Below are 19,986 nucleotides of genomic sequence, written 5' to 3'. Positions count from 1 at the left end.
AACCTGGACTGCCCTGCAACGTATAGCCACTATGCAGGACAGTGCTGCCGCACAGTCTTATTCTCGTCCACCTGCAGCAGATTGTTTGCTTTCATCACCTTCATAGATAAGGATAGGTTTGCCAGTGTTGTTGATTACATTTTCATCAATAACTACTTTGTTAACACCCTCCATTGAAGGTAATTCATACATGGTGTCTAAAAGTATATTTTCAAGGATAGCACGTAAACCACGGGCGCCAATTTTTCTATCCAGTGCTTTTTTGGCAATTAAGTGTAAGGCTTCCTCACGAAATTCCAGTTCGACTCCTTCCATTTTAAACAGCGCATGGAACTGTTTAGTGAGGGCATTTTTTGGTTTGGTAAGAATATCAATCAAAGCATCTTCATCAAGTTCCTGCAGAGTAGTCACTACGGGTAACCGTCCTACGAACTCAGGAATGAGGCCGTATTTAACCAGATCTTCCGACTCAAGGGCACTTAATACCTTTTCCATGTCCTGGCCGTCTTTTTTATTCTTTAATTGCGCAGAGAAACCAATACCCGATTTATCACTGCGTTCTCGAATAACTTTATCAAGACCGGCAAAGGCCCCACCACAAATAAACAGAATATTTGAGGTGTCAACCTGCAAAAACTCTTGTTGTGGGTGTTTACGGCCACCTTGTGGGGGCACAGATGCAATGGTGCCTTCTATTAATTTAAGCAAAGCCTGTTGCACCCCTTCACCGGATACATCACGCGTGATAGAGGGATTGTCGGATTTGCGTGAAATTTTATCAATCTCGTCAATATAAACGATACCCTGCTGGGCTTTATCAACGTCATAGTCACATTTTTGTAAGAGTTTCTGAATAATGTTTTCGACGTCTTCTCCAACATAACCTGCTTCAGTCAGCGTCGTTGCATCGGCCATGGTAAAAGGTACATTCAAAATTCTGGCTAATGTTTGCGCTAGCAACGTTTTACCGCTACCTGTAGGTCCGATGAGTAAAATATTACTTTTACCCAATTCAATACCGTCCTCAGTTTTATGGTGCAAACGTTTGTAATGATTATATACAGCCACAGATAGAACTTTTTTCGCATGAGGCTGTCCAATGACGTATTCATCCAGAAAAGTGGCAATTTCCTTAGGTGTAGGTAAACGAGCCTCAGCTTCTTCCTGGATTTCCTGAGTTTCTTCACGAATTATATCATTACAAAGCTCAACGCATTCATCACAGACAAATACTGATGGACCTGCGATTAATTTTTTTACTTCATGCTGACTCTTACCGCAGAATGAACAGTACAAAATTTTATCACCTTCGCCGTTACCGGTTTTACTCATCTACAAACCCCTTTCTTACTGTTACCAAAAAGCAGTCGCAATCTGGAAGATTTATCCTTAAAGTCTTTCAGAGGGAAGTCGGCTGGAACAAAACTGATGCAATAGTATTTAACTATCTGCCGCGACTATCTTTGCTCCAGATTTTATTTCCTTTCTTTGCAACTTTAAGCACAAGCCTTAGTAAAATTTTAGACAATTGAAAAAATAACGCCAAATATAAACTTGCCAGCTATTAAGAAAAAATAACTGGCAACCAATTATTTGGTTTCTGCTAATATATCGCGGTTGTAGAGAACGTTATCTACCAAACCATATTCCACAGCTTGTTGGGCGCTCATAAAATTATCACGCTCCGTATCACGCATGATTTGATCCGGCGTTTTTTTAGTATGAGTTGCCATGATATTATTAAGGCGCTCACGCACCGCCAACGTCTCACGAGCATGAATCTCAATATCCGTTGCCTGTCCTCGATAGCCTCCTAGCGGTTGATGAATCATCACTCGAGAATTTGGCAAACAAAAACGCTTACCTTCTGCACCGGCACAGAGCAAAAGGGCAGCAGCACTTGCTGCCTGGCCAATACATAATGTACTTACATCCGGCTTGATAAACTGTATTGTATCATAAATTGCAAGCCCTGCGGTTACCACGCCGCCTGGTGAATTAATATAAAGCGAGATGTCCTTATCTGGATTTTCTGATTCTAAAAACAGTAGCTGCGCTACAACCAGATTAGCCATATGGTCTTCAACTTCACCCAGCAAAAAAATGATCCGTTCTTTCAAAAGCCTTGAGTAGATGTCATAAGAGCGCTCACCGCGGGAGGTTTGCTCAATAACCATGGGCACCAAGCCGCTGGCATTCCTTATCAAGTTCTCTGAATAAGCCGCCATAGTTATGCTCCCTCTTTTTTGGTCTCTTTCTTAGGATTCATGACATCCTCGTAATTCATTTTTTTATCGACAAGCTTGGCATTTTCGCTGATTTTCTCGGCGACCATTTCTTCCATCACCAAAGCTTCAATTTCACCAAGACGTTCTTTACTGCTTTGATACCAGGCACGAAGCTCTTCAGGTTTCTCATAAGCACTGGCGAATTTCTCAATCATCGCGTCTACACGTGCTTTATCAGCTACGAGCTCATGTTTTTTAACGTATTCAGAAAAGAGTAATCCCAGATGAACACGACGTTTGGCTTGCTCTTCAAACAATGCCCTGGGGAAATCCGGTATTGTCTCATTATCTGAATGCTCATGACCAAAAAGTCGGTGATACATTTCATGTTTCAAATGCTCTATTTCTTGGTCAATCAATGCATTTGGTAAATCAAAAGGATTCACTTCCATCAATTTATCAAAGATTTTCTCACGATTCATTGCGCTCACACGACGCTCTAATTCACGCTCCATATTTTCTTTAATATCTTTCTTCAAGGCTTCTATACCACCTTCCTCGATATTAAATTTTTTCGCAAAAGCGTCATTAAGCTCCGGTAATTTGCCTTCAAACACTTTTTGTACCGTAATTTTAAAGGTGGCTTCTTTACCCGCCAAATCTTTATGGCCATAATCCTCAGGGAAAGTAACCTTAATTTCAAACGGCTTCCCTTGTTTGGCGCCGACCAATCCTTCTTCAAAACCAGGAATCATTGAGCCAGAGCCGACAACAATTTCATAACCTTGGGCACTGCCACCTTCAAATGCCTTATCGCCTAAAAAGCCTTCGAAATCAATAACAGCTTTATCACCATTAGCCACAGCACGTGAAACTTCTGACCATTCTTTTGCCTGCTCACGTAATTTTTCGATCATGGCATCTACGTCTTTATTCGAGACTTGAGCTTTGATCACTTCAATTTTATCATCGTTGAGTTCAACGACATTAATTTCAGGGAGTACTTCAAAGACAGCGCTATAAATAAAATCTTTACCAGACTCAACTTGCTCGGGTTCTACTCGAGGGGAACCTGCTGGCATTAACTTCTCATTTTGCAGCGCTTCATATAACGTGGATTGCACCATTTCCCGCGCGACATCTTCACGAACACTGTCAGAGAAACGATTTTTTACCACATGCATCGGTACTTTACCGGGGCGAAAACCATCAACTTTTACTTTGCGAGCAAGATTTTTGAGACGCAGGCTCACTTCCTCTTCTACTTTTTCGGTAGGTACCGAAACTGTTACTTTACGTTCCAAACCTTTCAAGGTCTCAACAGAAACTTGCATCTAAGTCACCTCTTGGAAATTATCATGAAATGGTGCGAAAGGAGAGACTCGAACTCTCACGGGTTACCCCACTGGAACCTAAATCCAGCGCGTCTACCAGTTCCGCCACTTTCGCAAAACAGGGTGGAATTATCAAACAGTAAGCCATCATTGTAAAGACTCAGAATAAATCTTAAGCGTAGATGACCATTTTATCCTGAAATACATTGTTTCCATTGGAGTAAAAATCTTAATTGCATTTCGGATATGGCTGAGTATGGGGTGAACGATGGGACTCGAACCCACGACAACCGGGATCACAACCCGGGGCTCTACCAACTGAGCTACGCTCACCATAACTATACACTAATCTAAAAGAATACTGCACATGGCTGGCACGCCCGGCAGGATTCGAACCTGCTACCCTCGGCTTAGAAGGCCGATGCTCTATCCAGATGAGCTACGGGCGCAAATTAAAAACTTGGTCGGGGTGGAGGGATTCGAACCCCCGACATTCTGCTCCCAAAGCAGACGCGCTACCAGGCTGCGCTACACCCCGTTTTTAACCCGTCCTCAAGGACAGAGCGCAAATAATACTCGCAGCAGTGCTGGAGGTCAATAACCCAAGCAATTAATTTTTTTACCGAAGGAAATATTATCTAGACGTCGATATCCAAGTGCAACAACGTACTTGCCTAGTATAGCAGATAATTAGCTAGCCTTGAGATTTTAAGGTCATCAGTATTTTATTGCTGCTTTATTTTTTTTTAGATAGCATTAAAAATAATTTTTTTATGCGAATCCTATGAAATTTCAATTACTGCCCATTTTTGACAATATGAATTATCTTCATAAGAATGCAGAAAATGTGGTTTTACCCGATTCACGATTTCAAAAGGATTTCAATTACAGCTTAACTTTTTTGAAAAGCTATGTAGGAAGCCTCGGTACGTTTAACAGTTATCGTCGTGAAGCAGAGCGCTTGCTACAGTGGTGCTGGCATATAAAAAAGATGACGCTTTGTGAACTCAAGCGTGAGGACATTGAGCAATTCGTACGTTTTTGCCAAAACCCGCCACAAAGCTGGATCGGTTTAAAAAAGGTACCCCGCTTTATTGAAAAAGAGGGTAAGCGTTTACCGAATGAAAATTGGCGTCCATTTGTAGCCAGTGTAGCCAAATCAGCCAGAAAACAAGGGGCTACCCCTTCGATTGAAAACTTCAGTTTGTCACAAGGGGCTATACAGGAAATATTCGCCATCCTAAGCACGTTTTTTAACTTTTTAATTGCTGAGGAATACCTGGTATCAAATCCTGTCGCTTTAATCCGGCAAAAAAGTAAATTTGTACGCAAACGCCAGGGAAATACGCCCATTCGCCGGTTAAGTATCGATCAATGGGATGCCGTGTTAGACGCCGCAGAAAAGTTAGCGCAGGAGAATCCTGAAAAACATGAACGAACACGCTTTATTCTTAGCATGCTTTTTGGCATGTATCTACGAATCTCAGAGTTAGCCGCAAGCGATCGCTGGATTCCGATGATGAATGATTTTGCCAAGGATTCCAATGGACATTGGTGGTTTACTACCGTTGGCAAAGGCAATAAAGAAAGACAAATTGCTGTCAGTGAGGCGATGCTGGACAGTTTAATACGCTGGCGTCAGTTTTTAGGTTTAACCCCCCTGCCCTCCCCAGCGGACAATACACCGCTTATTCCTAAAATTCGCGGGACAGGTCCTATCAGCGATACGGCGCCAATAAGGCGTTTGGTCCAACTTTGTTTTGATCTCGCCATTGAAAATTTACGCCGCAATAACCGCATGGAAGAAGCAGACAATTTAATGGCAGCTACAGTGCATTGGTTAAGACATACCGGTATTTCAGAAGATGTGAAAATTCGCCCCCGCGAGCATGTTCGTGACGATGCAGGCCACAGCTCAAGCGCCACGACTGACCGCTACATCGATGTCGAAATGCAAGAGCGCTATCAATCCGCCAGGAAGAAGAAGATTGCTGTTGAGGGTTAGAAAGAGATCTTAGCGCATAAATGTTAATTTTTCTCTAAACTAAGGCACAAGCATCCACTAATTCAATATGCTCCTGGGGCAAGGGCTCCCCGAGAAAGATTTCTCCAACGGCCTGAAAACGTTTAATTGAATCAGTCACTAAATAATGAATCGTCGCTGGTGACTGGGTATCATTGAATAAACGGGCTTGGATTAAGACCTTATGCAACGCTTTGGCAGTCGCTTCTGCGGAATCAACAATGGTCACACCAGGAGGTAAAAGCGTGTGCAGTAGTGCTTTAAAGACAGGGAAATGAGTACACCCTAAAAGAAGGGTATCCTCCTCCCCAAACTCCGAGAGATAATACGTTAACGCTTCGCGAGCCACTGCATTTGCAGTCATGCCTTCTTCTGCCAGGGCCACTAAAACACTGCAAGCGCGGGCACTTATCGCGGCCTTTGGTAATTGTTGCTGAATTAAGCGCTGATAGGCATTTGAAGCAATGGTTGTTTCTGTCGCCAACACCGCAATCCGATGATTTTTAGTCGCAGCAACCACTGCAGAGGCACCGGGAGATACGACGCCTAACACAGGAATATCCGGCAGGATAGTTTGTAGATGAGGAAGAGCCGCGGTGGTAGCAGTATTACAGGCAATGACCAGGGCTTTAATTTGTCTCTCGATTAAAATCCGGCTCATCTGCACGGCATATTGCTGGACCGTATCAGGACTTTTCGTCCCATAAGGCAAACGCGCCGTATCGCCTAGGTAAATAAAAGACTCATGGGGTAATGTGGTTTTAAGGGCCCGAAGGACCGTCAAGCCCCCCATTCCAGAATCAAAAACACCTATAGGCAGATTGTTTTTATTCATTATTTTCCTAAAATAAGCGGTTTGTATTACCTGCTTTGACTCTACTTTCTAACGTCCCGCGGCTTGTAGCTGAATCTTCTACACATCTCCGAAAACCAGTCCAACTATACTTTCCGACGTCCCGCAGCTTGTTCGCGACCAGGAACACTGCGCTAAAACACTAGACCCGCGGACAAGCCGCCGTCTCCTATACACATCTCTGAAAATCCAGTACAGCTCTACTTTTCCGACGTCCCGCGGCTTGACCGCGGGATCCAGGGGGGGCTCTGCACTAAAACGCTGGACCCCGCGGTCAAGCCGCGGGGAGTAGGCACAGACTATGTCTAGCAAAAAACTTGCCGCGGCATCTATTGTTTCTGATTCTACTGCACAACCCCTAGAACGTTTACGCTTTTAAGCAATTATCAATAACAGCTCTTAGTTTTCAACTCTTAAGGACCTTTTACATTTCCCAATGTTGAGACATCTTTCTCTGCTTTGTCAATTGCATCTTTTGTCCTCTTCTCCCGCTCCTTATAGATATCCTGGCGGTAATGTTGAGTTGCGGCTTTTGCAGCACTATCCGTGGTTTTCTTCGCTTCCATTGTCTCTTTACCCAACATAGTTTTGGATAAATCTTTCATAGCGTCTAAATTTGGCTGATAGGCTTTTACCAGCGCTTTATACTCTGGATTATAAATAATGGATTTTCCTTTAATACCCCAGTGTTCATGCTGACTCGGATCAAATACTGCGGTATTTACTTTAATCAGTTTAGGGTCAAATTTCATGTTAGGATCATTGTGGGCAATGACCATTAAAGCCATATAAATTCCTTTAGTGGTTTCAGCATTGGCTTTGTTGATATAGATAGGCTTGGTTGGAGGGCCATTTTTTAATGCCGTCATCGCCATTGCCATATATATTTGATTTCGTGCTAGCTGATTTTGAGGACCTTGTGGAAGCTCCGCGAGTGTTATTTTATAATTAGGCGAATACTTTACTTTACCATCTTTTGTCGTTTCGACATTATCAGCACCACGTTCTTCTAAAATTCTTCCAACAACTTCGACTCCAGCATTGTCGACAGTAATAACATGATTACGCAAATGACCTTTCGGGATAGGTTCTACATTGACAAAACTTTTTCCACCACCTGCAATCTGACCAGATACTACTACGCTCGGCGGTTGCTGGCCTGTATTACCAAGCAGGGAGCGTTTTTGTTCCGCTGGATGGTCAGTGTAGGTCGATTCAAATGAAAGAAATTTAATATCCTCACCTTTCCTTGCCGCTTCAAGCGTTTTTAAAATACCTTGCTTAACCAGAGGATTAGTTCCATCAAGAGCATCCGGATTTCCCCGTAACAGCCTTTGCACACCCAGATAACGCTCCAGCTCTGTTTCTGTTGCCTGTAATTGCTTGTTAAGTTCTGCTCTATAGGCCGCTATTTTCGTTTTACGCCAGCGCTCACCAGGTGCTGTGGGCAACTCCTCATCCTTCGGCAAGGCACGCAACTGTTTGTTTAAGAGTGCTATTTCCTTCTCATAAAACCGTACTGTTGTCTCACAAACTTGATCCAGTTCTTTGTAGGTCTCCAGCATTTCGCGAGCATTCTGTCTGGCAGAAGACTGGAATCCAGGGTTTAGCCATTCGATTGCTCGTGTTTCACTTAACTGTTTTAGCTGCTTATGAATTTTCTTATCAGAAGAGGTGATTTCTTTATGGAGATCTTCGAGTGGTTTGCGCTCGTTTTTAAGTTCTTGCAAACGTCCCGTTAAAAATCTTTCATTATAGTGAAGAAGTGCTTTCTTATCTACATTAGCTTTTGCTGCATTAAATACCTCAGGAGTAATTTGTTTTTTTAAATCTTCTTCATTAAATACACCAGCTAACTGTGCATTCTTACTAAGTTTATCTATAAACTCAGCTGCTGAAGAAGAATCTTTAAAGTCTTTGTAAAGATCATTAAATTGATTTTGAGTACCAGGTGCAAGTTGAGGAAATTGACTTTGCTTAGTCAAACTCATCATAAGCCCAACTACAGCTTTTCTCGCTTCGGAAATCTGGCCACTATCAAAGTTAAACCCAATGGAAGATTTATTAAATTCAGCTAACAAATGCTGATTGTGAGTTTCCTGACTTTTAATACGCACCGTACGTGGGTTAAAACTACCATTCAAACTTCCATCGTGCATGCCCAAATCAGCAGCAATCCCGTTTATTGTCCCTGCAAAATCTGTATTCAAAGGAGGAGGATTTGCCATTAATCTGGCATTAATAGCATTAACTTTATTTTCATCCAAGGGGAAAGCGGGTGGTGTTTTCAGATCACCAACGAGCTTTGCTACCTCTGCATTTACAATTTTTGCAGCATTGGCATGATGGTTATTTTCTTCAGCGAGATTATTGAGTAAATTATTCTCCACTTTGACATCATTACCTACTACCAGCTTTATTTGGTCAGGGGTACGTGCATCCATCAACGAACGGATAACATCGGGATTTTCCACAATCCCTTTTTGCTTGGCTACAGGTAAATTTTCAACCACTTTCAGCAACGCGTCATGTTTTGCAAAGACAGAGTAATTCGCAAAGTTGGCTGCAATTAACTTTTTGCTGGCTGCAGTTTGTACAGCAACCATGCTTTCTTTGGTCACCCAATCATTAGAGGTAATTCCTAAAGCATTAAGAGCCTGTTTAAACTGTACAAAGTCTTTTGCTTCTATCAGATTTTTAAAATTCTGTTTTTCCTGAGCAGAAGCAAGAGGAGGATGATTGTTTATTAAATTTTCAACTAATCTGCCGCGAAACTCTTCCCTTTCTTTTACAGGAAGAACTTGAATTAGATTTGCGACATCTAAAGCCCGTAAATCATTGCCATTTAAATTGGGTGCAGCACCGGCAACACCAGGAGCAGTAGGTCTTTGAATATTAAGATTATTAATCTGCCCTTTAAAAGCAGCAAGGTTACCCCCTGTTAAATTAATTTCCTTGGTGACTCGCAATGTCGCTTCAATGGCAGCATAAGCTCTTAACTTATGTCTAAAATTTTCATCATTATCAAGTAAACTATCTGTGGGGCTAGGAGTTTTCCCTAACAAAGTATTTACACCCTGTATTAATGCCTTTTTCTTGGTGGGTTTTGCGGTGATACTGACGATTGCATTAGTAACAGAAGCATCGTCGCTTTTAACTCTAAGCTTAACAAAAGCTTCTAATGCTTGTTTTTTGACCCTCTCAACATTGTCTGGATTCTTAAAGTAATTTTTTACTTCATTAGAAACATCTGTCGCTCCGGTAAAAGTTTTCCAAACGTCAGCAAAATTGGGGTTTGTATCCAGTAACAGCGTTTGCAGTTTGTTATAATCATTTGTCTTTAATAACGTTTGCCTTACAGACGCTGCAGCAACAATTTGTTTGACACTGGCATCATCAATGAAAGCTTCCTGAAAATTGTGTTCATTTTTATAGCCTAAAACATCACTGGTTGCTAAGAGTCGTTTAATATCTTGAGCCCTTGTTAACTTCGTTATTGCATTTAAAGTATTTAAATCGTCCAACGCAGATATTTTTAAACTCAATGCCTGAACAGCTGCAACTTGACGTAGAGAGGGTAAATTTTTGGCAGTGACGGCTGCATCTAAATAAGGATTGTCTGTATTATCTACCTTTAAAAGAGCTTTTGAAGCATTCACATCGGGTTGGCTAGCAATAGCATTAAGCTCAGCCAGATCCGTATGAGTTGAATAGTATTGTTCCAGGTATTTCTTACCATAAATTTCACGAACCCAGTTTATATCCTCATCGGTAGTTATTTCCCTTGCATAAGGAGCAGGGACTACATCGGCTTTAAATTGGACATTATTTTTTCTTAAATTTGCATAGGCATTATTAAGATCTACCAGAGGAGCTTGAGCAAGATCTAATTCATACCCCTTTTTGGCTGCCTCCACTTTAATAAGATCGCGTAATTGACCGTGATTCATATGCTGCGCTGTAGGGGCTGGAACACCAAGGGCTACGGCTGCAGCACGAAAACTAGGATCATCTCCAGCATTTAAAAGATTATCAATAAGATTTTTATCGGTCGTTACTGAAATTTTTCTTGAAAGAAGGAGACGCTGGGCTTCTAATTGAATTTCACCCATTGCTGCGTCATCTAGAATGTTCGCTCCATTTCCTTGCCATCCATGGATTTTTTCAGTGGGTCTCGCTAACTGTATCTGACCATCATTTCCGACAAGCCTGCCTCGAATATCTGACTTTGTTCCTTCAATAATCGTTGAAAAACCAGGTTCGTTTAATGTAGCCAGCCCAAGTTTCATTCGTTGCAAAGCAGCTGCTTTAAATAAGGCAGGAAAATTTGTAGCAGGATTAGAGTCCAAAAAATTATCATCATTATTTTGACCAGTGGCATTGAATGCGGGCATCCCCAGGCCATTCCAGACATTCTGATGAGCAAGGATAGCCGTCCTAAAAGCATCAGGTTGGGCAGGATCTACTTTTAATATGGCGTTCAAAGCAGCCAAAGCCTTAGGATTTTTGGCAAGTTTTTTATCATTTAGGGCAGATAAAAGTTGAGCATTTAAAGGCATTCTTAACTCCGAAAGACATTGTATAATTTCATTTTAAACGTAAATTCTTAAGTAGTCCTTAAAACTTCTTAACTATTTCTATTAAAAAGTGTTGATTTAGTCGAGATTTTTTCTATGTTATATAGTATAGGCAAGCTGTTTGGACAAGGGAATGAACAAACTAATTTATTGTATGGCTGTTTTTTTACCGGGGTTCGTTTTTGCGCAAGGTTGCATCGTTGGCGGTAAGCCCGATAGGCCTCGTTATGTATGCATGGACGGTCGCTCCTTGAGTCAAACCAGCAGCGGTCTGTTATGGCATGCCAAGCGGGGTTGCTTTATGAGCAAAATACCATGCTGTGCTTATGATGCCACCCATTATGCCTATTCTGCGAATCCGTCTTATGTGTATTATTCCTACAAAAAATGCCGTGAGGGTTATCCTTATCACTGGGGAGAAATGCAAACCCACTAACTTCTATTACATAGCGTCGTCTTTTATTTTTGGATGCATAAGGGCAAGATCATACCATTTATATTAATTTAACATCATCATCTTGCACAACCTCTTTGGGTCAAACATCAGGAAAGCCTTACCTCATCCCGAACCAGAGGGATCTTCTGGTATTGGAGATGTCTCACTCCGTTCGACATGACGTATGTTATTGGGAGCAAGCGAAGGATGATGCTTTGTTGTTACAATTTAGCTAAAGTATGATGTTTGCCCTGTGCTTTGTTATACGATCATGAATAGCTATAACTTACGGTCAATAAAATAGCCACCAACAACCAAATGATCATGCTAGTGACAAAGGCATATTGGAAGGGTTCAAAACTCTTGTGCTTTATCCAGATATTAGCAAGAGCAACAGGTAAAACCGCCAACCCCATCAGCAGGATTAAATTAGCAATAAATAGGGCGAAAGTAATAGGCAGCCAGCTTTCAATAATGGCTGCCAGATAGTGCAAGCCCCATTTTATTCTTAATAGTCCCCAAGAGACCCAAATTTCATAGTAAACTACTAACAACGATACGATAAATAAGGGTAATAATAACTTCATGCCACGGATGGCAAACATTTTTTTCAAGAAATTGGCCCATTCCTGTGAGAAAAAAACAAGAATTGCACAAGAAAAAACCACTAAAGCTATGGTTAAGAGCATGATTACCCCTTCGCTTCCAAGACTTCCCAGCGCTCATAAAGTTGCGCGAGGGTTTGTTCATCAGCGGCCAGCTGTTGATTAAATGCGGCTATTGCTTGTGCTTCTTGCTGGTAAAAATCAGCTGCCATCATTTTCAATTGAGCTTGGCTGATTTTTTCTTCCAACGCTTCAATTTTTTGCGGTAATTGTGCCAGTTCACGTTGTTCATTGAAACTTAATTTAGCCGTATTTTTGGGTCGCGCTTTTATAGGTTTTACGATGGATTCTCGTTGTTGTTTTTTTTGGTTTTGGTAATCCTCATAACCGCCCACATATTCATTAAATTGTCCTTCCCCTTCGTACACTAAAACACTGGTGACCACTTGGTTAATAAACGCCCTATCATGGCTAATAAGAAGTAAAGTGCCTGGATAATCAATTAACATGGTTTCCAGCAACTCCAAGGTTTCTATGTCCAAATCATTGGTTGGTTCATCCATGACTAATAAATTCACAGGTTTCGCGAATAGCTTGGCCAGTAATAAACGGTTGCGCTCACCCCCCGATAGTGTTGCAACAGGTTGATTAAATCGCTCGGGGGGAAATAGGAATTCGCGCAGGTAGGTGGCAACGTGTTTTTGTTGCCCATTAATAGTAACATAATCAGCACCGTCACCCACATTAGCCATTACCGTTTGCTGCTCATCAAGTTTACGGCGTAATTGATCAAAATAAGCCACTTCCAGTGACGCGCCATGGCGGACAGAACCTGAATCAGGGTTCAATTCGCCTAACAGCAAACGTACCAACGTTGTTTTACCACAACCATTAGGTCCAATGATTCCTACCTTATCACCACGCATTAACAATAAGGAAAAATCATTCAGCAATTTTTTTCCATCAATACTGTAGTTTATGTGGTTCGCTTCGATAACCATCGCGCCTGAGCGTGAGATATCCATCGCGATAGTCTTTACCTTCCCTAGCTGTTCACGCCGGGCTTTATACTGTTCACGCATGGCTTTTAAAGCACGAACACGCCCTTCATTACGTGTACGGCGTGCCTTAATACCTGTTCTTATCCAGGCCTCTTCATCAGCCAACCGCTTGTCGAATAATTCATTTTGTTTTTGTTCACTTAAACGTCTGGCTTCACGTCTATCAAGAAAGGTCTCATAATCGCAGTCGTAGTTGTAAAGTTTACCGCGATCAATTTCAACAATGCGGTTTGCAACTTGGTTTAAGAAGCTGCGATCATGGGTTACCAGGAGTAAACTGCCGTTGTATGATTTTAAATATGCTTCCAACCATTCTATGGCATCAACATCCAAATGGTTAGTAGGCTCATCAAGTAACAACAGATCAGGAGCTGCAATCAAAGCAGCCGCTAACAAAGCGCGGCGCTTCATCCCTCCAGATAATTGCCCCATTTCTGCGTTAGGATCCACACCTAGTCGGCTGGCCATCATCTCCACGCGCGGCAAAATATCCCAAGCATGTAGATTATCCATTTTTTGTTGACAGGCCACTAACTTGGACACTTCATTGGCTGCCGTTAGCGCATGAAATTGAGAAAGTACCTCCCCTACTTCGCCTAAGCTTTTTACTAAAAAATGATAAACTGTTTCTTTGGCCGTTATCGGTACTTCCTGGGTTAAGCCTGCTACGCGCAATCCATTGATACGACTTATTTGTCCGCTATCAGGTACAAGCTCCCCCTGTAATAAGCGCAATAATGATGATTTTCCAACACCATTCCTGCCTACCAGTGCAATCCTGTCTTGCGGTTGGATTTGCCAGTCAACCTGATCCAGTAAGCGATTACCGCCAAGATTTAAGGTGACATTATAAAAAGAAATTATACTCATGTTAACCTAATACTTCATTTATTCGATGTCCTAAAGAATATGCTTCATTCCTTTTTTACAATTAAGCGCTTGCCCTGTTGTGATAAATTAAATTTGCCAAGCACATTCATACCCAATAGCACGATGCTTTCATCACCCGGAATAATCACAGCCTTGACATTCTGCAACGTAAAATCAGCAAAGGCTAGTGTGTCAAGTCGAGTCAACGAGCCAGTAACCTCACCGCCTGCCGTTTTAATAGTCACGTCATAACGACCTACTAATTTCATTTTTTTAGCCAGATTTTCAGGGATTGCAACCAACGTCGCGCCAGTATCCAGCATTAACTTTACAGGATGTCCATTTATGGCGCCATCAAGGTAATAATGGCCTTGTCGATCCGGGGTAATTGTTATCATCCCTGGATTAATTTGATAGTGTCCCTGGCCTGCATTATCGTAAGAATAAAAAAATACAAATAACAGAATAAAGAAAATGAGCCAGACGATAAGGAACATAAAACGTCCGACTTTAGTGTATTCTGTATTATTCACCTGGCTATTCTTGCTATTTTGCCGGTAGAACCATAATGCCTTCAACCTCGACCTGAGCACCACGAGGCAAAGCACTTACACCAATGGCTGCCCGCGCAGGATAGGGTTCAGCAAAATAGCGTGCCATTGCTTCATTCACCAAAGGAAAATGATTTAAATCGGTCAAATACACAGTAAGTTTTACAAGGTTGGAAAGGTTGCCTCCTGCCGCTTCACATACAGCTGCCATATTAGCAAATACTTGATTAATCTGCATGCGGATCTCATTACTGCATAATTGCATTGTTTTAGGATCAAGAGGTATTTGCCCTGAGAGATAAACAGTATCCCCACAACGAATTGCCTGACTATAAGTTCCAATCGCCGATGGCGCTAAATCACTTTGAATAGCTTGCATTAATTAGTCTCCTGCTTGTTACGATAAAGTCGCATGACTACTTTATTTGCACGCAAACGCCGCATCACTCGCGCTAAATGCGTTCGATCCCGTACACTAATTGAAAAGGTGACAGCATTATGACGACCATCCCTAGGGTCGACATTAATATTACCAATATTCGATTCTGCTTCAGAAATCGCTGTTGCCAATGCGGCCAGTACCCCGCGTTGATTTGCAACTTCAACCGTAATATCCACCCAATATTCACCTTGTACTTGCTCATCCCAACGTAAAGAAATTAATTGTTCAGGATTACTACGCCCTTGATTGATATTCGGACAATCACTGGCATGGACGATAATGCCTCGTCCTTGCTGGAATCGACCTACGATACTATCACCGGGAATGGGTTGGCAACAATCCGCAAAATGAACCACCATCCCCTCAGTCCCTTTAATTGCCAGAGGACTACTTTTAGTGGATTTCTCAAGTTCAGAGGTTTCCTGGGAAATAATTAATCGCTTGGCAATCACCATAGGCATTTGATTACCAATACCAATTGCATAAAGTAATTCATCTGCCGATTTATAATTTAAATCATGAAGTAACGCCTGTAACGTTTCTGGAGGCACTTTGCTATAATCGCCAGATAATTCAGCAAGTGATTGCTCCAATAAGCGTTTCCCTAAAACAATGGACTCAGCGTGTTGTTGGCTTTTCAGAAAATGGCGAATATTACTACGAGCCTTACCCGTCACCACAAAATTAAGCCAAGCAGGGTTTGGATGGGCACCTGGGGCTGTAATAATTTCAACGGTTTGCCCATTCGTCAACGGAATACTTAACGGCACCAGACGACGATTTACCTTTGCTGCAACACAACTATTTCCCACCCCAGAATGCACTGTATACGCAAAATCAACCGGCGTTGCCCCTTTAGGTAATTCCATGATATGACCTTTGGGGGTAAATACATATACTTCATCTGGAAATAAATCAATTTTAACGTTTTCGATGAACTCCAGTGAATTACCTGTGCTGCGCTGCATTTCAAGCAATCTTTGAACCCACTCCCTTGCGCGCAACTGTGCCTCATTGACTTCCAGGCCGGATGATTTGTAAATCCAATGGGCAGCCACGCCATTTTCAGCGACCTTATCCATATCTCGGGTACGTATTTGCACTTCCAAAGGAACTCCAAAGGGACCAAATAAAGTGGTGTGCAGTGATTGATAACCATTGGCTTTAGGTATGCCAATATAATCTTTAAAGCGTTGTGGAACAGGTTTATACGTTCGATGAAGTGCGCCAAGCACACGATAACAGGAGTCTATATCCTCTGTAATCACTCGAAAAGCAAAAACATCGGTAATTTCTGCAAAAGAAGCCTTTTTTTGGCGCATTTTTCGATACACACTGTATAAGTGTTTTTGGCGGCCAAATACATGCTCATAAGGAATATTTAGTTGTTTGAGTGCCTGCTCCAGATCCTGTTCAATTTTTTGTGTTAATTCGCGACGATTCCCACGCGATTTCTCCACTGCCGATTTAATAGCACGATAGCGCATGGGATAAAGCGCCTGAAATCCCAAATCCTCAAGGCCTGTATAAATAGCGTGCATCCCTAAACGGTTTGCAATAGGAGCATAAATTTCCAGCGTTTCGATGGCAATTCGCCGCCGCTTTACAGCAGGCATTGCACCTAAAGTACGCATATTATGATAGCGATCAGCCAATTTGACGATAATGACACGAATGTCTTTCACCATCGCCAGCACCATTTTTCGAAAATTCTCAGCCTGGGCTTCTGCGCGTGACTCAAATTTAATTTTGGTTAATTTAGTCACCCCATCAACTAAAGCAGTGACATCTTCACCAAATTGTTGGACTAAATCTTCTTTACTGATGGAGGTATCTTCTACCACATCGTGCAACAACGTTGCCATAATCGTTTGATAATCCAAACGCATACGAGCCAATATTAAGGCAGCAGCAACCGGGTGAGTGATATAAGGTTCACCTGAACGGCGCATTTGACCACGATGAGCCTTTTCTGCTACCAAAAAAGCTTGATAACATTTTTCGATAAGCGGTTGCTCTAGGTAGCATTTAAGCTCTTCGTCTAACTCCTTAAAGTAGCTCACGAAATACTCCCGTCCCTCAAACTACCGCTTAAGTTGAATGGTTTCCCTAGCAAATTGAACTGTTTTTGGGCTATAAGGCACAAAAAGCAGATTTTCAGGCATATCAACAGCAAAAGATATCAGCAAATCCTGAACAATCCGGGAGTTCAAACCATAGAGATAAAAAAAACTCAATTAATCTTTATCCAAAATATCTGGCTTAATCAAGCCTTCTGCGATTTCACGCAATGCTACCACTGTCGGTTTGTCATTTTCCCATTCAACCAGAGGTTGCTCTCCGCGTACAGCGATTTCTCGAGCACGTTTCGTTGCTACCATTACCAGTTCAAAACGATTTGCTACATGTTCCAGACAATCTTCTACGGTTACACGTGCCATTACATTTACCCTCCAGAAACTCAAACATTGTATGCCAATAGTTAAGGGCCTTGTTAATTTCACCAATAACTTCTTTTTTCCATCTATTCTTTTTATATAATATAGCTAATAGATTGATAATAAAGCTAGAAAATCAAAGTCTTGCTACTGATCGTTAACAAAAGGCCCAAAAAATAGTCTATTTTACTGCGATGATAACAGGAAAGAAAGTAATTTTCTTTGATGTTGCGCTTGTCGCCCCATTTTCAAACGATTTGCAATCACGATGGCCTGCAATTCTGAGGATGCTTTTTCAAAATCATCATTGACTATAAGATAGTCAAATTCGGAATAGTGACTAAGCTCATTCTGTGCACGTTTCATGCGCTCTTTGATAATCTCTTCATTATCCTGGCGTCGACCTTGCAGGCGTTGTTTCAGGATATCCAATGACGGAGGAATGATGAACACTGAAATCGCTTCAGGAAAAAGACGGCGAATTTGTTGGGCTCCCTGCCAATCAATGTCTAAAAGTACATCAAGGCCTGATTCTAGTCGCGTTTTAATTTGGGCGACGGAAGTACCATAGTAGTGATTAAAAACACGGGCATACTCAACAAAGGCATGTTCACTAATCATTTTTAAAAATTGCTGTTCATCAGTAAAAAAATAATCCACACCATCTAGCTCCCCTGGACGCTTATCACGCGTTGTATGAGAAATAGAAATGGCAATATTTTCCACACTGGCAGCCAGCTTTTTAACCAAACTGGTTTTGCCCCCTCCTGAAGGTGCGGCCACTATAATAAGATTACCCGTTTTAGTAACAGCCATAATATCATTACTCTATGTTTTGAATTTGTTCACGCATTTGCTCAATTAAAACCTTCATTTCCACTGCACTTTGAGTTAAAGCAATCGAGTCCGATTTTGAACTTAGCGTGTTGGCTTCCCGATTTAATTCTTGCATTAAAAAATCAAGGCGTCGTCCTGAAGCTTCTGTATTTTCCAGTATTTTAGCAACTTCTTTAACGTGAATCTGCAACCTTGCCAATTCTTCACTCACATCAGCACGTGCTATTAATAAAGCAATTTCCTGCTCAATCCGTGTACTGTCGATAGCGAGTTGCACAGTATTGAGTCGCGTTAATAATTTATCACGTGCTTGCTCTGCTGTATTTGCGACCAAGTGCATACTCGTTTTTATTTCGTTATCCAATTTTTCAAGTCGGGTTACTATCTGCTTTTTCAAAGCAAGCCCTTCTTCTTTTCTAGCCATGAGTAATTGTGTCAGTGTCTCTTCAAACAATTGCTTTGCTTGTTGTGCCAATACTTCAGCATCGGGTTGTGTCACATCAATAACACCAGGCCATGTCAAAATTGTACTAACTGATATGTCATTGGCAAGAAACTTGCTGGTTGCTAACTTGTCTCCAATCCCAAGCAATTCATTAACCAACTTTTCATTAATGAGTACAGATTGATCACAACTCACAGTGGCTTGAAATTTCAATTGGCATTCCACTTTACCACGATTCACTTTATCTCGCACCAAAGCACGTAACGAAGTTTCTAAAAAACGAAACGAGTCAGGCAGACGAAATGTTACATCGAGATAACGATGGTTTACAGATTTAATTTCCCAGCAGAAAACGCCAACATCAAGTTGACGTTGCACCCTGGCAAAAGCGGTCATACTGTGAGTCATAACTATACTAATTCATCTAAAACGTGGGCGCGACTATATACCAAATTTGTACAAATGCAAAACTTCTTTTCTTAATCTTCTGCCCCGAGGCTTGTTAAGTTAATGGGCAGGGTGCATAGTACCGATGAAACGTTTATACTTACTGATTTTATCGAGGATTTATCATGCGCCCTAGTAATCGTGAACCCAATCAATTACGTCCTATTAAGATAACCCGCAACTACACGCAGCATGCCGAGGGCTCCGTACTCGTTGAATTTGGACAGACACGTGTTCTGTGTAATGCGTCTGTTGTGGACGGGGTACCAAGATTTTTGAAAGGTAAAAATCAGGGTTGGATTACTGCAGAATATGGCATGTTACCCCGCGCAACCCATAGTCGCACTGAACGTGAAGCCAGCAAGGGCAAGCAAGGCGGTAGAACATTAGAAATCCAACGCCTGATTGGCCGTTCTCTTCGTACTTGTGTTGATTTAAAACTTTTCGGCGAAAATACCATTACTTTGGACTGTGATGTGATACAAGCAGATGGAGGCACACGCACTGCAGCAATTACTGGTGCCTGTGTGGCTTTAAAAGATGCTGTAGTATGGATGGTGGGACGCGAAAAAATTCGTAAAATGCCAAACTTTAATTATATTGCAGCGGTTTCTGTAGGCATTTATCGTGGCCAACCTGTACTCGACCTTGATTATGCGGAAGATGTATTAGCTGAAACAGACATGAATGTAGTGATGAATGAAGAAGGCCATTTTATTGAAGTTCAAGGCACTGCCGAAGATCGAAGCTTTACACGCGAACAGCTTAACAGCATGCTGTCGCTTGCCGAAGAGGGAATAAAGCAATTAATTACGATTCAGAAAGAGGCTTAAGTAGCC

16 protein-coding genes and 4 tRNA genes are annotated in these 19,986 nt (G+C 41.8%); 3 read left to right on the top strand and 17 right to left on the bottom strand.

What is annotated here, in order from left to right; translation table 11 throughout:
- Nucleotides 1-57: 57 nt before the first annotated feature.
- The 7 genes from clpX to Ljam_RS13885 form a co-directional block, all read right to left on the bottom strand.
- Nucleotides 58-1,332 (bottom strand): ATP-dependent Clp protease ATP-binding subunit ClpX, encoded by a 1,275-nt coding sequence (gene clpX, locus Ljam_RS13915; RefSeq protein ID WP_058450589.1) that lies wholly within the window; start codon nt 1,330-1,332, stop codon nt 58-60.
- A gap of 257 nt (nt 1,333-1,589) precedes the next feature.
- On the bottom strand, nt 1,590-2,228 hold the full coding sequence (gene clpP / locus Ljam_RS13910; RefSeq protein WP_058450588.1) for an ATP-dependent Clp endopeptidase proteolytic subunit ClpP: 639 nt from the start codon (nt 2,226-2,228) through the stop codon (nt 1,590-1,592).
- A gap of 2 nt (nt 2,229-2,230) precedes the next feature.
- A complete protein-coding gene (tig, locus tag Ljam_RS13905) occupies nt 2,231-3,562 on the bottom strand; it encodes a trigger factor (RefSeq protein WP_058450587.1) in 1,332 nt (443 codons plus the stop codon).
- A gap of 30 nt (nt 3,563-3,592) precedes the next feature.
- Nucleotides 3,593-3,677: transfer RNA gene (locus tag Ljam_RS13900), tRNA-Leu, on the bottom strand.
- A gap of 142 nt (nt 3,678-3,819) precedes the next feature.
- Nucleotides 3,820-3,895, bottom strand: a tRNA-His gene (locus Ljam_RS13895).
- A 39-nt stretch (nt 3,896-3,934) separates the two neighbouring features.
- Nucleotides 3,935-4,011 (bottom strand) — tRNA-Arg (locus Ljam_RS13890).
- A gap of 12 nt (nt 4,012-4,023) precedes the next feature.
- A tRNA-Pro gene (locus Ljam_RS13885) sits at nt 4,024-4,100 on the bottom strand.
- Nucleotides 4,101-4,346: 246 nt separating this feature from the next.
- On the opposite strand from Ljam_RS13885, the gene Ljam_RS13880 reads away from it, so the two are divergent.
- Complete coding sequence (locus Ljam_RS13880) at nt 4,347-5,567, top strand: tyrosine-type recombinase/integrase (protein WP_058450586.1); 1,221 nt, start codon at nt 4,347-4,349, stop codon at nt 5,565-5,567.
- 34 nt (nt 5,568-5,601) lie between these two features.
- On the opposite strand, the gene murI is transcribed toward Ljam_RS13880, so the two are convergent.
- Nucleotides 5,602-6,420, bottom strand: coding sequence for a glutamate racemase (murI, locus tag Ljam_RS13875; RefSeq protein WP_058450585.1), 819 nt, complete (start codon nt 6,418-6,420; stop codon nt 5,602-5,604).
- Nucleotides 6,421-6,851: 431 nt separating this feature from the next.
- Nucleotides 6,852-10,997 (bottom strand): hypothetical protein, encoded by a 4,146-nt coding sequence (locus Ljam_RS13870; protein WP_058450584.1) that lies wholly within the window; start codon nt 10,995-10,997, stop codon nt 6,852-6,854.
- A 151-nt stretch (nt 10,998-11,148) separates the two neighbouring features.
- On the opposite strand from Ljam_RS13870, the gene Ljam_RS13865 reads away from it, so the two are divergent.
- Entirely contained in the window at nt 11,149-11,451 is a 303-nt protein-coding gene (locus tag Ljam_RS13865) for a hypothetical protein (RefSeq protein ID WP_058450583.1), read from the top strand.
- A 269-nt stretch (nt 11,452-11,720) separates the two neighbouring features.
- Here the strand turns inward: Ljam_RS13865 and Ljam_RS13860 are convergent, their stop codons facing one another.
- The 8 genes from Ljam_RS13860 to Ljam_RS13825 all read right to left on the bottom strand — a co-directional run bounded on the left by Ljam_RS13860 (nt 11,721) and on the right by Ljam_RS13825 (nt 19,108).
- Entirely contained in the window at nt 11,721-12,140 is a 420-nt protein-coding gene (locus Ljam_RS13860) for a hypothetical protein (protein ID WP_058450582.1), read from the bottom strand.
- A gap of 2 nt (nt 12,141-12,142) precedes the next feature.
- Nucleotides 12,143-13,987 (bottom strand): ATP-binding cassette domain-containing protein, encoded by a 1,845-nt coding sequence (locus tag Ljam_RS13855; protein ID WP_058450581.1) that lies wholly within the window; start codon nt 13,985-13,987, stop codon nt 12,143-12,145.
- A gap of 44 nt (nt 13,988-14,031) precedes the next feature.
- Nucleotides 14,032-14,520, bottom strand: a complete 489-nt coding sequence (locus Ljam_RS13850) for a retropepsin-like aspartic protease family protein (RefSeq protein ID WP_058450580.1) — start codon at nt 14,518-14,520, stop codon at nt 14,032-14,034.
- Between the two features lie 13 nt (nt 14,521-14,533).
- Nucleotides 14,534-14,917, bottom strand: a complete 384-nt coding sequence (locus tag Ljam_RS13845) for a RidA family protein (RefSeq protein ID WP_058450579.1) — start codon at nt 14,915-14,917, stop codon at nt 14,534-14,536.
- Nucleotides 14,917-17,043 carry a bifunctional GTP diphosphokinase/guanosine-3',5'-bis pyrophosphate 3'-pyrophosphohydrolase gene (gene spoT, locus Ljam_RS13840; RefSeq protein ID WP_058450578.1) on the bottom strand — a complete coding sequence of 709 codons (2,127 nt, stop codon included), beginning with the start codon at nt 17,041-17,043 and terminating at the stop codon, nt 14,917-14,919. The genes Ljam_RS13845 and spoT overlap by 1 nt, the downstream gene beginning before the upstream one ends.
- 174 nt (nt 17,044-17,217) lie before the next feature.
- On the bottom strand, nt 17,218-17,421 hold the full coding sequence (gene rpoZ / locus Ljam_RS13835; RefSeq protein ID WP_058450577.1) for a DNA-directed RNA polymerase subunit omega: 204 nt from the start codon (nt 17,419-17,421) through the stop codon (nt 17,218-17,220).
- Nucleotides 17,422-17,604: 183 nt separating this feature from the next.
- Nucleotides 17,605-18,234, bottom strand: coding sequence for a guanylate kinase (gmk, locus tag Ljam_RS13830; RefSeq protein WP_058450576.1), 630 nt, complete (start codon nt 18,232-18,234; stop codon nt 17,605-17,607).
- Between the two features lie 7 nt (nt 18,235-18,241).
- Complete coding sequence (locus Ljam_RS13825) at nt 18,242-19,108, bottom strand: YicC/YloC family endoribonuclease (protein WP_058450575.1); 867 nt, start codon at nt 19,106-19,108, stop codon at nt 18,242-18,244.
- Between the two features lie 164 nt (nt 19,109-19,272).
- Between Ljam_RS13825 and rph the strand changes: the two genes are divergently transcribed.
- The gene (gene rph / locus Ljam_RS13820) at nt 19,273-19,980 is read left to right on the top strand and encodes a ribonuclease PH (RefSeq protein WP_058450574.1); all 708 of its coding nucleotides are present in this window, start codon (nt 19,273-19,275) and stop codon (nt 19,978-19,980) included.
- Nucleotides 19,981-19,986 lie beyond the last annotated feature (6 nt).

Source organism: Legionella jamestowniensis, assembly GCF_001467745.1.
Taxonomy (GTDB): domain Bacteria; phylum Pseudomonadota; class Gammaproteobacteria; order Legionellales; family Legionellaceae; genus Tatlockia; species Tatlockia jamestowniensis.
The sequence above is the reverse complement of the archived record's forward strand: the minus strand, read 5'-3'. Positions and strand labels throughout refer to the sequence as shown.